Annotated in this window: 10 protein-coding genes; all 10 read left to right on the top strand. The window is 72.9% G+C overall.

Features of this window, described 5'->3' with window-relative positions; all coding sequences use genetic code 11:
* The first annotated feature begins 209 nt into the window (after positions 1-209).
* The 10 genes from ACYVNR_RS14960 to ACYVNR_RS14915 all read left to right on the top strand — a co-directional run bounded on the left by ACYVNR_RS14960 (position 210) and on the right by ACYVNR_RS14915 (position 13,512).
* Positions 210-1,469 (top strand): toxic anion resistance protein, encoded by a 1,260-nt coding sequence (locus ACYVNR_RS14960; RefSeq protein WP_045190615.1) that lies wholly within the window; start codon positions 210-212, stop codon positions 1,467-1,469.
* A gap of 159 nt (positions 1,470-1,628) precedes the next feature.
* Positions 1,629-2,201: a hypothetical protein gene (locus tag ACYVNR_RS14955; protein WP_045190617.1), complete on the top strand. Its 573-nt coding sequence runs from the start codon at positions 1,629-1,631 to the stop codon at positions 2,199-2,201.
* Between the two features lie 33 nt (positions 2,202-2,234).
* The gene (locus ACYVNR_RS14950) at positions 2,235-3,806 is read left to right on the top strand and encodes an AAA family ATPase (RefSeq protein ID WP_461048969.1); all 1,572 of its coding nucleotides are present in this window, start codon (positions 2,235-2,237) and stop codon (positions 3,804-3,806) included.
* Positions 3,803-5,134 carry a hypothetical protein gene (locus ACYVNR_RS14945; RefSeq protein WP_461048967.1) on the top strand — a complete coding sequence of 444 codons (1,332 nt, stop codon included), beginning with the start codon at positions 3,803-3,805 and terminating at the stop codon, positions 5,132-5,134. Before ACYVNR_RS14950 ends, ACYVNR_RS14945 begins: the two co-directional genes overlap by 4 nt.
* Complete coding sequence (locus tag ACYVNR_RS14940; protein ID WP_461048965.1) at positions 5,131-6,126, top strand: glutamate ABC transporter substrate-binding protein; 996 nt, start codon at positions 5,131-5,133, stop codon at positions 6,124-6,126. Before ACYVNR_RS14945 ends, ACYVNR_RS14940 begins: the two co-directional genes overlap by 4 nt.
* Positions 6,123-7,382 carry a hypothetical protein gene (locus ACYVNR_RS14935; protein WP_045190622.1) on the top strand — a complete coding sequence of 420 codons (1,260 nt, stop codon included), beginning with the start codon at positions 6,123-6,125 and terminating at the stop codon, positions 7,380-7,382. The genes ACYVNR_RS14940 and ACYVNR_RS14935 overlap by 4 nt, the downstream gene beginning before the upstream one ends.
* Positions 7,379-9,877 carry a serine/threonine-protein kinase gene (locus tag ACYVNR_RS14930; RefSeq protein ID WP_461048963.1) on the top strand — a complete coding sequence of 833 codons (2,499 nt, stop codon included), beginning with the start codon at positions 7,379-7,381 and terminating at the stop codon, positions 9,875-9,877. The genes ACYVNR_RS14935 and ACYVNR_RS14930 overlap by 4 nt, the downstream gene beginning before the upstream one ends.
* The gene (locus ACYVNR_RS14925; RefSeq protein WP_461048961.1) at positions 9,874-11,292 is read left to right on the top strand and encodes a PP2C family protein-serine/threonine phosphatase; all 1,419 of its coding nucleotides are present in this window, start codon (positions 9,874-9,876) and stop codon (positions 11,290-11,292) included. The genes ACYVNR_RS14930 and ACYVNR_RS14925 overlap by 4 nt, the downstream gene beginning before the upstream one ends.
* Positions 11,285-12,583: a VWA domain-containing protein gene (locus tag ACYVNR_RS14920; protein WP_461048959.1), complete on the top strand. Its 1,299-nt coding sequence runs from the start codon at positions 11,285-11,287 to the stop codon at positions 12,581-12,583. Before ACYVNR_RS14925 ends, ACYVNR_RS14920 begins: the two co-directional genes overlap by 8 nt.
* A complete protein-coding gene (locus ACYVNR_RS14915) occupies positions 12,580-13,512 on the top strand; it encodes an FHA domain-containing protein (RefSeq protein WP_461048957.1) in 933 nt (310 codons plus the stop codon). Before ACYVNR_RS14920 ends, ACYVNR_RS14915 begins: the two co-directional genes overlap by 4 nt.
* The last annotated feature ends 40 nt before the right edge of the window (positions 13,513-13,552 follow it).

Raw genomic sequence — 13,552 nt, 5'->3', positions numbered from 1 at the left:
CGCGTCAGCAGGGCGGCGGAACCGGTCCGATCGGCATCCCGTCGCAGGCGCACGGCACGTAGAGTGGCCGTACGCCCGACGAGCGCGCCGCAGGCGTGTGTGGTGCACGCGAGCAGTGCACCTGCAGGACGTGCCCCGGCACGTCGCGACGGGTGGGGACTTCGGTCGCGTCGCCGACGCGGCCGCACTGAGGGAAGGACCCGTTGGAGATGACTGACCAGCCCGCCGCCCAGGCAGCCGCACCCGCCCAGGTGGCCCCGCTCGAGCCGCCGCCCGGCGAGGCGTTCATCCTCACCGCCCCGGCCCCCACGGCGCCCGTCGCCGCGACCTCGGCCCCGAAGATGGCACCGGCGGTGCCCGAGGCGGCCCTGCCCGGGCTCGACGCCAAGGTCGACACCTACCTCGACTCCCTCCTCAAGGCCGCCGCGAGGTCGCCCGAGTGGGAGCACAAGGCCGCCGACGTGCGCTCGATGGGCAACGACGAGGTCCGCTTCGCCGCCGAGTCGAGCAACCGGATGCTCCAGATGCCGGTCAAGGCGCTCAACGAGGGGGGCCTCTCCGGCAACTCGAAGGTCGGCAAGACCCTGCTGGACCTGCGCCGCACCGTCGAGGACCTCGACCCCGGCCAGGCCACGGGCGCGAAGAAGTTCCTCGGCATGATCCCGTTCGGCGACAAGGTCACCGACTACTTCCGCAAGTACCAGTCGGCGCAGAGCCACCTCAACGGCATCCTCCACTCGCTCCAGTCGGGCCAGGACGAGCTCGTCAAGGACAACGTCGCCCTCAACCTCGAGAAGAAGAACCTCTGGGAGTCGATGGGCCGGCTCAACCAGTACGTCTACGTCGCCGAGAAGCTCGACGCCAAGCTCGCGGCCCAGGTCGCGACCCTCGAGGCCGGCGACCCCGAGCGGGCCAAGGCGCTGCGCGAGGACGTCCTCTTCTACGTGCGCCAGAAGCACCAGGACCTGCTGACGCAGCTCGCGGTCTCGATCCAGAACTACCTGGCCATCGACATCATCATCAAGAACAACATCGAGCTCATCAAGGGCGTCGACCGAGCCACGACGACCACCGTGTCGGCCCTGCGCACCGCCGTCATCGTGGCCCAGGCGCTCAACAACCAGCAGCTCGTGCTCGACCAGATCACGGCCCTCAACACGACGACGTCCGGCATCATCGAGCGCACGTCCGAGGCTCTCAAGCAGAACTCGGCCCGCATCCAGGAGCAGTCGGCGAGCTCGACCCTGTCGATCGAGTCCCTGCAGAAGGCCTTCGCCAACATCTACGAGACGATGGACACCATCGACCAGTTCAAGGTGCGGGCCCTCGACAACATGGCCGCCACCATCGGCACGCTCGAGACCGAGGTCGCCAAGTCGCGCAGCTACCTCGACCGGGTCGCCAAGCAGGACGCCCGCCGCACCGAGAACTCCGCGCCCGGCCTGCTCGACCTCGGGTCGGGGCGGTGAGCTCACTGGGCTGAGAGGGGTCCGACGGCACACGAGAGACGGGTGGACGGCGCGTGACGCGCCGGTGAGGTGAGCAGGGTCGCCGACGAGCGGCCCGTGCTGCAGGATGTGCGGGGCCGACCAGCGGTCGGCCCCGCGGACACCAGAGGGGACAACGCAGTGGGAATCCGGTCGTGGTTCGGGTTGGGCGAGCCCGAGGCACCCGAGCCCGCGCGCCCGGGGCCGCCGACCACGGAGCAGCTGCTCGAGGCGCTCGCGCTGATCGAGCAGCAGGCCCGTGACGGCAAGGTGCCGGGCGTCGTGCTCTCCCGGCTGCTGCGCGTCACCCGCATCGTGCGCCAGGCCCTCCCCCGGCTCGACAACCTCGGTCTCGGCAGCAGCCAGGGCTTCAGCGTCATGGCGACGGTCACCGACTACCTGCCCGTCGCCATCGGCAACTACCTGCGGCTGCCGCGCGACTGGGCCGACACCCGCCCCATCGCTGCCGGCAAGAGCTCGGTGATGCTGCTCGTCGACCAGCTCGACCTGCTCGGCACGACGATGGACAAGGTCTACGACGCCGTGAACCGCGCCGACGCCGAGGCGATCATCATCCACGGGGCCTTCCTCGAGGAGAAGTTCGGCCACGCCTCGGCCGGCGGGGTGCTCGGCCTCGGGCCCGACCCCGTCCAGGTCGCGCCGCCACCCGCTCCCGGCACACCGTCGCCCGCTCCACTGGCGCCCCCCGAGTGAGGATGCACGACGCATGAGCAGTCATGAGCAGTCATGAGTACTGACGAGTCCCGTCTCGCCGAGAGCCTGCAGCAGCTGACAGACGTCGCGGCCGAGGCCGGGCTCGACCCTGCCGCCGCGCGCGACGAGGGGCTCCGGGTGGCGGCCGCCCTCGCCGAGGCGGTGCCCGGTGCCGCCACCGCGTGGGCCGAGGTCGCCCACCCGGGTCTCACCGACCTCGCCCGCATCAACGAGGTCTTCTTCGACGCCGCCTCGCGCGGACGCCGGTGGCGCGCCGCACCCACCGACCTGCTCGACACGCTCGTCGCCTCCCGCCACGACCTCGCCGACGAGTACGCCGAGGCGCTGACCGAGGTCGCGTCGTCGGCCGTCATGCTCGGCACCGCCCCGATCTGGGTCATCGCGAACGCGTCGGCCGCGTCGGGCGCCTACCTCGCTGCCGCACGGGTGCCGACGCACGGGGTCCCGGCGTTCCCCGGTGCCGAGCTAGCCGGCATACCCGGCCTTTCCGGGGTGCCCGGCTTCGGACTCGGCTCGCCCGACACGATGCGACCCACCGTTCCCGGCCCGATGGACCCGTCTGCCGCACAAGGGAACCCGACTGACGGCACCGTGGCCGAGGCGCAGCCCGCGGCGCCCGAGCCCGAGCCGGAGCAGCCGGCCGAGCCCGAGAAGTCGGTCGAGGAGCTGCTCGCCGAGCTCGACGCGATGATCGGGCTCGAGCGGGTCAAGAAGGAGATCCACCGCCAGGTGGCCCTGCTCACCGTCGAGAAGATGCGCACCGAGGCCGGCCTCAAGGCCCCGAAGATGAGTCGACACCTCATCTTCGTCGGCAACCCCGGCACGGGGAAGACCACGGTGGCCCGCCTCGTCGGCGCCATCTACAAGGCGCTGGGGCTGTTGCCGAAGGGCCAGCTCGTCGAGGTCGACCGCAGCGAGCTCGTCGCCGGCTACGTCGGCCAGACCGCGCTCAAGACCGCGGAGGTGTGCGCCAAGGCCGTCGGCGGCGTGCTCTTCATCGATGAGGCGTACGCCCTCACCGGTGACCAGTACGCCCAGGAGGCGGTCAACACCCTCGTCAAGGAGATGGAGGACCACCGCGAGGACCTCGTCGTCATCGTCGCCGGCTACCCCGACCCGATGGTCGGCTTCATCGCCCAGAACCCCGGGCTCGCGAGCCGCTTCACGACGACGATCGAGTTCGACGACTACTCCGACGACGAGCTGCTCGCGATCCTCGACTCCATCGCCGGGGGCAGCGACTACGAGCTGACCGACGACGCGCACGAGCGTGTCCGCCACATCTTCCAGGCGTCCCCGCGCACGCCGGCCTTCGGGAACGGCCGCTTCTCGCGCAACCTCTTCGAGCACGCCGTCGGCCGCCACGCCTGGCGACTCAAGGACGCGACGGAGCCGACGCGCGACGACCTGCGTCTACTCACCGCAGGCGACTTCACCGACCAGCCGGACGACGAACCCGACGAGGAGCCCGAGAGCTCGGGGACCGACCCGGTGCCGGTCAGGGAGGACCCTGATGGTCCCACGGCCGTCGATGAGGCAGCCTCGGACGACGAGCACCACCACAGCGACGAGGACACCGCATGACCGCACCGACGACGAACATCCCCGTCGCTGTCACGGCCGGAGCGGCGTCCGGCACGTCCGGCGGCCAGCAGCCGCAGCCCCGCACCATCGCCGGCAGCCTGCCCAGTGCCCGGTCGCTCGCGAGCCGCCTGCTGCACGGCACCCCCGGACGGATGCGGCTCTTCGGGCTCCTCGGCGTCCTGGCCGCCGTCCTCCTCGGCGCGATCAGCGCGAACGCCCTGCTCGCCTCGCAGGCCGCGGTCGAGCGGGCGGCCAACAACACCGAGCAGGTCGTCCGCGTCCAGTCGATCCACGTCGACCTGCTCCGCGCCGACGCCGTCGCCACCAACGCCTTCCTCGTCGGCGGCCTCGAGTCCGCCGACTCGCGGCTGAGGTACGAGCAGGCCCTCTCGCGCGTGGCCACCAGCCTCGCGAAGGCCGCCGCCGCCCAGCCGGCCGACGGCAACGCCCTCGGTGCCCTCTCCGTCAAGGTCCAGGCGTATGCCGCCCTCGTCGAGCAGGCCCGCTCCAACAACCGCCTCGGGCTGCCCGTGGGCGCCCAGTACCTCACTCAGGCCAGCGCCGGGCTGCGGGCCGACGCGATCCCGATCGTCACGCAGATCGTCAAGGCCAACGAGGACCGTTCCCGCAAGGAGTTCGAGCGCAGCAACTCGAGCCTGCAGCTGCTCGTCGGCGTCGTCTCGGTCATCGGGCTGGTCGCCCTCGCCGTGTGGCTCGCCCGCCGCACGCACCGCTACCTCAACCGCTCGCTGAGCGGCGCCATCGTCCTGCTGCTCGTCGCGCTCTTCGTCGCGGCGACGCAGATCAGCGGCATCGGCACCGCGACGGCCGACGTGTCGCGAGGGAACTTCCAGCAGGCCGTCTCGCTCGCGAACGTCACGACCGCCGCCAACGACGCACGGTCCAACGAGAGCCTGACGCTCATCCGCCGCGGCTCGGGCGCCTCGAACGAGGCCTCGTGGAAGGCCGACCGCGACGCCGTCGAGAAGGGTCTGGACGGCATACGCGACGGGGCCGAGCTGAGAGGCCTGTGGGCCGCCTACGTCGTCGCCCACGAGCAGGTGCGCAAGCTCGACGACGGTGGTCGGTGGGACGACGCCGTGAAGGCCTCGACCAACACCACCGCCGCCGGGGCCGCCGGCACGTTCGACGAGTTCGACCAGCGCGTCGCCCAGGCCCGAGACACGGCTGCGAAGGCCACCGTCAGCACGCTGCAGGGCCTCGGCGGCAGCGCCCCCCTCTACGCCGTCCTCGTCGCCCTCGCCGCGCTCGTCGCGTCGTGGCTCATCGTGCGGGGAGTCGGCCAGCGGATCGAGGAGTACCGATGAGCACGCAGGGCTGGCGCCGTCGCACCGGCGCCCTGGCGACCGTCGTGGGCATCGCCGCCCTCGCCGGCTGCTCGGGCGTCACCTACGCGGAGACCCCGCTCCCGGCCCCGGTGGCGGCGAAGCCGACCACGGCCGCGCCGGCGACGAGCGCCCCGACCTGCTCGAACGCGACCCAGTCCTACGACCCGCTGCCGAGCCTGCCGAGTCGCGCCGAGATCACGGACCAGAAGATGCGCGACCTCTACACCAAGGGCTACCTCACCGTCGGGGTCTCGGCCGACACCTACCTCTTCGGCGCCCGCGACCCGTTCACGAGCTCGCTCGAGGGCTTCGACATCGACATGTCGAAGGCGGTCGCGAAGGCGATCTTCGGCGACCCGAGCAAGGTGCAGTTCCGCGTCATCACGGCCGCCGAACGGTTGCCGCTGCTGCAGTCGAAGCAGGTCGACATGGTCGCCCGCAACATGTCGATGACCTGCGCCCGGTGGAACGACATCGCCTTCTCCGCGGAGTACTACCGTTCCGGCCAGAAGGTCCTCGTCGGCAAGAACCTCCCCAACGCGGCGAACCTCGGGCTGGCCGACCTCAAGGGCAAGAAGGTGTGCGCGCCCACCGGCACGACGTCCCTGACCAAGCTCCAGCAGGTCGCCGCGCAGAGCAGCGGCGGCCCCGAGGTCGTCACGGCGCCGAACCACACGGGCTGCCTCGTGCTGTTCCAGCAGGGCAAGGCCGACGCCATCACCGGCGACGACACCGTGCTGGCGGGCCTGGCCGCCCAGGACCCCAACACCGTCATCACGAAGGCCAAGGCCATCACGGCCGAGCCGTACGGCCTCGGGTTCAACAAGGCCGACACGTACCTAACGCGCTACGTCAACCGGGTCATCGCCGACCTCGAGGCCGACGGCGAGTGGAAGGCGATCTACAACCGCTGGTTGGCCGCCCCGCTCGGCCCGGCGCCCGCACCCCCGACCCCGGTCTACGGGCGATGACGGCAGTGCCCCAGCAGCATCCCGACCCCGGTGTCGTCGCGCCCGCGGCGCCCGGGCGGCTCGGCGTGCCCGTCCAGGCGCCCGAGGCCCAGACCTACCTGGGCGCCCTGCGCGAGTGGGTGGCCCAGCGCCGCGCCGACCTCGGCGAGGTCGACCGCGCCGTGCTCAAGCTCTCGCAGGCCGAGCAGGTCGCCATCACCAACGACCTCACCGTGGCCCTCACCTTCTGGAAGGCCGTCAGCGACCGGCTCACCCTGCTCGAGACGACCTTCGACGGCGGTCGTGTCGGGCCGGTCGAGGCCGAGCGGCTCTCCACGCTCATCCACGGACGTCTCGACTCCAACACGACCGAGCACCTGTCGCTGCCCTCGAGCGGGTCGCTCGCCGTGAGCCTGCCCGAGGCGTGCCGGCTGCTCGACTCGCTCACCCGCACCCTCCAGGCCCGCGCGTCGCTGGCTCCCGGAGCCGCCGAGGCGACCCAGCGGATCACTCTGGTGCGCGCGGGGATCGAGCGCACGCGCGACCAGATCCCGCTCGTGCCGGCGGGATCGCAGCGAGACGACGCGAGCGAGAAGCTCGCCCGGCTCGACCGACGCATGGACGACCTCGTCGACCGAGCCCGCCGCGGCGCCGACGTCGGGGGCATCATCGGGCCCCTCGAGATCGAGGTCGCCACCCTCGAGCGCGACCTCATCGTCGCCGCGGCCGAGCGGGCCTCCGCCGCCCGCAGCCGGGTGCGCACGCAGCAGCAGGTCGAGGAGCTCGACGCCCGAGCCGCGGCGATCCGCGCCCTCGAGCGGGCGTGCCTCGAGGCCATCACCCCCGCGCCGCACCTGGCCATCCCCAACGTGCGCGCGCTGGGGCCCGTGCCGCAGGCGGCGGCCGAGCTCGCGGCCTACCGCGACAAGCTCGAGCGGGTGTCGCGGGCGCTCGACCTCGCCCACGAGAGGTATGCCGCCGGGCTCGCCGAGCGCGACGAGGTCGTCGGTCTCGCCGGCGCCGTCGGTGCCATGGCCGCGGCCGCAGCCGCGACGCTCGGACCGGAGGTGCAGGCCGACGTCGCCGACCTGCGCGCCCGCCTCGACGAGACGCTCGCGACGAAGCCGCTCCCCCTCGGGCGCGCGCGTGCGCTCGCGGCGGCCTACCAGGCGTACGTCGACGCCGCGACGAGAGCCGTGACCCGACCCGGCAGCAGGTCGACGACCCGACCCGCCGCCCGCCCGTCCGCACCCCGAACGCAGAGGCCTCGCCCATGAAGTGCACCCAGCCCGGCTGCTCCGGCACCGTCGTCGACGGCTACTGCGACGTCTGCGGCATGGCCGCCGGCTCGACTCCGGCGCCCCTCGCCGCCGCCTCGAGCAGCGCGGCAAGCAGTGCCACCGCACCCACCGGAGGGGCGACTGGCTCGGCCGGAACGGGCGGGGCGTCGCTGCCCGTCCCCCCGGCCCCGTCCAGCTCCCTCCCCGGCGGCCCCGGCATCCCCGAGGGCGGCGCGTGCCAGCAGCCGGGCTGCTCGGGGACCATCGAGGCCGGCTACTGCAACGTCTGCGGCACCCCGGCCGACCAGCAGGGCGTCGCCGCGTACGCCGGTCCTCCGACCCCCGAGCCCGGCGGGACCAACGGTGGCGGCAGCAACGGCGGCAACGGGACCGCCGGGGTCGGGCCCGAGATGTCCACCCGCTCGGCGGCCTCGAGCAACCTCGCCTCGGCAGCGCTGGGCTCCAAGCGCGCCCGCGAGTCCGGTTCGGTCGCGACGCGTCGCACCAGTGGTTCGCAGCGGCTGCGCTCGGCCCGACTCGGCGGCGGCATCACGACCGTCCGCCCGGCGCCCGAGATCGACGCTGGGAAGGCCCTCCTCAAGGACCCCACCGTCCCCGAGAACAAGCGCTTCTGCCCCAAGTGCGGCGAGCCCGTCGGCCGCGGCCGCGACGGCAAGCCCGGTCGCACGACCGGTTTCTGCGCCAAGTGCCGCCACCCGTTCTCGTTCGACCCGAAGCTCAAGGCCGGTGACCTCGTCGCCGGGCAGTACGAAGTGGCGGGCTGCCTCGCCCACGGCGGTCTCGGCTGGATCTACCTCGCGCGTGACAAGAACGTGTCCGACCGGTGGGTCGTGCTCAAGGGCCTGCTCAACTCGGCCGACCCCGACGCGCTCGCCGCGGCGATCGCCGAGCAGCGGTTCCTCGCCCAGGTGTCGCACCCGAGCATCGTCGAGATCTACAACTTCGTCACCCACGACGACGCCGGCTACATCGTCATGGAGTACGTCGGTGGCACGTCGCTCAAGTCGATCCTCAAGCAGCGACTGCAGGCCGCCGGCAGGTACGATCCGCTGCCCGTCGACCAGGCCCTCGCCTACCTGCTCGAGATCCTCCCGGCGTTCCAGTACCTCCACGACCTCGGGCTCGTCTACTGCGACTTCAAGCCCGACAACATCATCCAGGTCGGCGACGAGGTGAAGCTCATCGACCTCGGCGGCGTGCGCCGGGCCGACGACGAGGACTCCGCGATCTTCGGCACCGTCGGCTACCAGGCCCCTGAGGTCGCCGAGCTCGGGGTCTCGGTCGCGTCCGACATCTACACGATCGGCCGCACGCTCGTCGTGCTGACGATGGAGTTCCGGGGCTACCAGACGACCTACCTCAACACGCTGCCCGCGCAGGACACCGTGCCGGTCTTCCAGCGCTACGACTCCTTCTACCGGCTCGTCGCCAAGGCCTGCGCACCGAACCGCGACGACCGCTTCGTCTCCGCCGACGAGCTGCGGTCTCAGATGGTCGGTGTGCTGCGCGAGGTCGTGGCGCTCGACCGCGGGTCGGGCGCGGCCTCCACCACGGTCAGCTCGCTGCTCTTCGACGTGCCGACGCCCGGCGTCGAGCCCGACGACTGGCGCAACCTCCCGGCCCTGCGCCGCGACCCGCACGACGCGCTCGTGGGCTGGCTGCAGACCGTCAACGGCACGCCGACCGAGCGCCTCGACCGACTCATGAACCCGCCGAAGAGCTCGACCGAGGTGTTGCTCGAGCGCGGCCGCACCGCCCTCGAGGCGGGCAAGCGCGACGTCGCCGAGGCCACCGCGGGCGAGCTGCTCACCGCCGACCCGTGGGAGTGGCGCGCCGTCTGGATCCAGGGCCTCGCCGCCCTCGAGCGTGGCGACGCCCGCGCGGCGCAGGCGGCCTTCAACGCCGTCTACGGGCAGGTGCCCGGCGAGCTCGCCCCCAAGCTCGCGCTCGCCCAGGCGTGCGAGCAGGCCGGCGACGACGCCGTCGCCGAGAACCTCTACGTCGCCTGCGCCCGCACCGACGCGACCTACGTGCCGATGGCCGCCTTCGGGCTCGCCCGCATCCGAGCGGCCCGCTCCGACGTCGACGGCGCCGTGTCGGCGTACCGGCTCGTGCCCCCGCAGTCGAGCGCCTACCGCACGGCGCGAGCGGGCCTCGCCGAGCTGCTCACCAAGGCCAACCGCGGGCTCCCCGACCTGGCCGAGGCGCTGCGCACGCTCGACGACACCTCGCTCTCGGCGCGGCGGCGGGCCGAGCTCACGACGCTCATCTACCGTGAGGCGCTCGAGACGGTGGAGAAGACCGGCAACAAGGCCGACATCCGCCTCGGCACCCACAAGGGCACCCCGCACGGCCTGCGACTCGGGCTCGAGGACGCCCTGCGCGAGCTGGCCAAGCGCACCCCCGACCTTTCCGAGCGCGTGCCCCTCGTCGACGAGGCGAACGCCATCCGACCCTGGAGCCTCTGGTGACCGACACCCCGACGACGGGATCCCCCCAGCCCGAGGCGACGGCCCCGGCCACGCAGGCGCCCTCACGCACCTGCCGCGCGTGCGGCACCGCCAACCCGGCCGAGTCGAGCTTCTGCGAGGCGTGCGGCGCCGACCTGGTCGTCCTCAACGCTCCCGCCTTCCCGGCAGGCACCGCCGGCGACCTTGCCGGAGGGGCTGCCGCTGACGGCACCGCCGTCTCCGACGGCACGCTGCTCGCGTCGGCGACGCCGCAGACCGCCCCGGCGGGCGAGGAGTCGCCGCTCGACGTCGGCTGGACCGGCGCCGTGCCGTCGGCCGTCGTGCCGCCCGCTCCGGCCGACGACGACCTGCTCTGTCGCGTGTGCGGCCAGGGCCACATCGTCGACGGCTACTGCGACCAGTGCGGATCCCCACCGCCCGACCCGCGCGACCACTTCGCCGAGGCGCCCGCGGCCTGGGTCGGTGGGGTGTGCGACATCGGTCGGCGCCACGCCCGCAACGAGGACGCCATGTCGCTCAGCGCTACCGAGGCACCCGGCTCCCGGGCCGTGCTCGTGGTCTGCGACGGCGTCTCGATGGCGACGGACTCGCACATCGCCTCGCTCGCGGCCGCCAAGGCGGCGAGATCGGTGCTCGACCAGCCCTTCCCGAAGGGAGTGGGCACCCCGGACGCGTGGGCCGCTGCCGCGGGCCGCGCCCTCACCGTCGCCGTCGCGAGCGCCAACGAGGCCGTCGCCGAGTGCGTCCACGAAGACGTGCCCAACCCCCCGTCCTGCACGATCGCCGCCGCCGTCGTCGAGGACGACGTCGTCGTCGCCGGCAACGTCGGCGACAGCCGCGTCTACTGGCTGCCCGACGCGTCGGAGCAGCCCGCATTGCAGCTCGGCCGCGACGACTCGTTCGCCCAGGAGCAGATGGTGGCGGGCGTGCCCCGGGTCGAGGCGGAGAACGGCCCGCACGCGCACTCGATCACGCGCTGGCTCGGCAAGGACGCTCCCGACGACCTCACCCCGCACCTGACGACGCTGCAGGCCACGCCGGGGTGGCTCATGGTCTGTTCCGACGGGCTGTGGAACTACTGCTCCGAGGCCGAGGACCTGCGCACGCTGCTGCGCGAGGCGGCCGCGCGCCTGCAGCAGTCCGGTGCCCACGAGTCGGGTGCCGACGAGTCTGCCGCCTACGAGTCGGGTGCCGGGGACCCGGCCACGAGGGCCATCAACGCCAGCTCGGCCGCCGGCACCACCGCCACTCCCACCCCGACGGCGCTGGCCCAGGCACTCGTCGACTTCGCGAACGAGCAGGGTGGACGCGACAACATCACGGTTGCCCTCGCCAGACTGGCTGGGCGAGGATCGACCACGAGCGAGGCGACCGCTGCCGCGGCGCCGATGGAAGGGGACCCGATCGATGGCTGACTTCACGGCAGAGGTGTTCCAGAACGAGTTCCTGCCCGACGGCGGCACCGACGTGCACGCCATCGTCCGCGTGACCTCGACCGGCGCCTCCGCGGGTGCGTCCGGCGCCGGCGCGGTCGGTCTGGCCGACCCCGGCTCGGCGGCCGAGGTGATCCTCATCGACACGTCGGGCTCGATGGGCCGGCGCGGGGTCGCGGCCGCCGGTGAGGCCGCCAAGGCCGCCCTCGCCGAGATCGTCGACGGCACGCTCTTCTCGATCGTGTCGGGCAACGGCACCGCCCAGATCATCTACCCCTACAGCCACCAGGGCGCGCTCGTGCCGATGTCGTCGCACACGCGCGGCGAGGCCAACCGGGCCATCGAGGGGCTGCGCGCCAACGGCGGCACGGCGATGGGCACGTGGCTCACGCTCGCGCGGCAGATCTTCGAGACCGTCCCGCACGTGACCAAGCGCCACGCGATCCTGCTCACCGACGGCGTCAACGAGGGCGAGACACCGGCGTCGCTGCAGGCCGCGGTCCGCAGCTGCGTCGGGGCCTTCCAGTGCGACTGCCGCGGCGTGGGCGACCAGTGGCGTGTCGACGAGGTGCGCGGCATCGCCTCGGCCCTTCTCGGCACGGTCGACCTCATCCCGGCGCCCGAGGAGATGGCCGCCGAGTTCCGGTCGATGATGCGCGCCTCGATGTCGCGCGGCATCGCCAGCTCCGAGCTGCGGGTGTGGGTGCCGCAGGGCGCCGAGCTGCTCTTCGTCAAGCAGGTGTCTCCGACCCTCGAGGACCTCACCTCGCGGCGCACCGTCGTCAACCCGCTCACCGGCGCCTACCCGACCGGCGCATGGTCCGACGAGAGCCGCGACTACCACGTCGCCGTGCGTCTGCCGGCGCGCACGCTCGGCCAGGAGCAGCTCGCGGCCCGGGTGCAGTTCTCCCTCGGCGGCGACCCCGTCGCGCAGGCTCTCGTCAAGGCCAAGTGGAGCAACGACGACTCGCTGACGACGCGCATCGACCCGGCGGTCGCCGCCTACACGGGCCAGGCCGAGCTCGCCACGGTGATCCAGGAGGGGCTGGCCGCGAAGGCCGCCGGCCAGGACGACGTTGCCACCTCGAAGCTCGGGCGTGCGGTGCAGCTGGCCGGGATGACCGGCAACGACGAGATGACCTCGCGCCTGCGCAAGGTCGTCGACATCGACGACGCCGACACCGGCACGGTGCGGCTGAAGAAGGGGGCGTCGAAGATCGACGAGATGTCGCTCGACACGGCCTCGACGAAGACGAGCCGGGTGCGCCGGTGAGCGCGGTCTGCCCCAACGGGCACACCTCCGAGGCCGAGGACTACTGCGACACCTGCGGTTCCCCCATCGACGCGAGCGCCCAGCCCGCCGCCGGCGCGGGCGGCTCTCCGGCCGCCTCCGGGTCCGGTGCAGCCGCCGGCGCGGGTGGGTCGCGCTCGTCGCTGGACCTCGACCCAGCAGGTATGCCGTCCGGCTCAGCGGGTGCCCCGGCCGAGACCGCGCCGGCCGAGGCCGCGCCGGCCGAGGCCGCGCCGACGTCGCTCGAGTGCCCGAACTGCGCCACCGAGAACCCCGACGGAGCCCTCTTCTGCGAGGCCTGCGGCTACGACTTCACGACCGGAGCGATGCCGCGCGACCCCGCCGCCGGGCCGGGCGACCTCGACGACACCCAGCCCGACAACGAGCCAGTCACCCTCGAAGGAGCCGCCGCAGCCCGTGCGAGTGCCGCCGCGTCTGCGGCGGGCACCGCTGGGGCCGAAGGATCCTCGGCCGAGGCCGGCGCCGGCGGGGCCGCGTTCGAGTGGCTCGCCGAGGTGTGGGTCGACCCCGACTGGTACCAGACGCAGGAGGCCGACGACCCGTGCCCGTCGCCCGGCCTGCCGACGATCATGCCGCTGCGTCACCGCAGCGTGCTGCTCGGCCGGGTCTCCACGAGCCGCAACACCCACCCAGAGATCGACCTCTCCTCAGACCCGGGCGTGAGCCGGCGGCACGCGCAGCTGACGACCGACGGGTCGCGCTGGTTCGTCGAGGACCTCGGCAGCTCCAACGGCACCTTCGTCGGGCCCGCCTCCGGCCCTCTGCCCGACCGCGCGATCTCCGTCGGGCCCAAGACCGAGCTCGACGACGACGACCGCCTCTACGTCGGCGCGTGGACGCGCGTCGTCGTCCGGCGGGCCACCCCCGACGAGGTCGAGGCGTACGCCTGAAAGACGCGAGGAACTGGGCACTCGACTGCGGGTCCCGGTC

Source organism: Terrabacter koreensis, from assembly GCF_054783315.1.
Note: the sequence above shows the minus strand (reverse complement) of the source record. Positions and strands in the feature narration are given on the sequence as shown.

Coding starts and splice junctions, on each gene's coding strand:
- ACYVNR_RS14950 (WP_461048969.1), top strand. CDS start 2,235: ATGAGTACTGACGAGTCCCGTCTCGCCGAGAGCCTGCAGCAGCTGACA.
- ACYVNR_RS14920 (WP_461048959.1), top strand. CDS start 11,285: ATGGCTGACTTCACGGCAGAGGTGTTCCAGAACGAGTTCCTGCCCGAC.
- ACYVNR_RS14930 (WP_461048963.1), top strand. CDS start 7,379: ATGAAGTGCACCCAGCCCGGCTGCTCCGGCACCGTCGTCGACGGCTAC.
- ACYVNR_RS14940 (WP_461048965.1), top strand. CDS start 5,131: ATGAGCACGCAGGGCTGGCGCCGTCGCACCGGCGCCCTGGCGACCGTC.
- ACYVNR_RS14960 (WP_045190615.1), top strand. CDS start 210: ATGACTGACCAGCCCGCCGCCCAGGCAGCCGCACCCGCCCAGGTGGCC.
- ACYVNR_RS14945 (WP_461048967.1), top strand. CDS start 3,803: ATGACCGCACCGACGACGAACATCCCCGTCGCTGTCACGGCCGGAGCG.
- ACYVNR_RS14935 (WP_045190622.1), top strand. CDS start 6,123: ATGACGGCAGTGCCCCAGCAGCATCCCGACCCCGGTGTCGTCGCGCCC.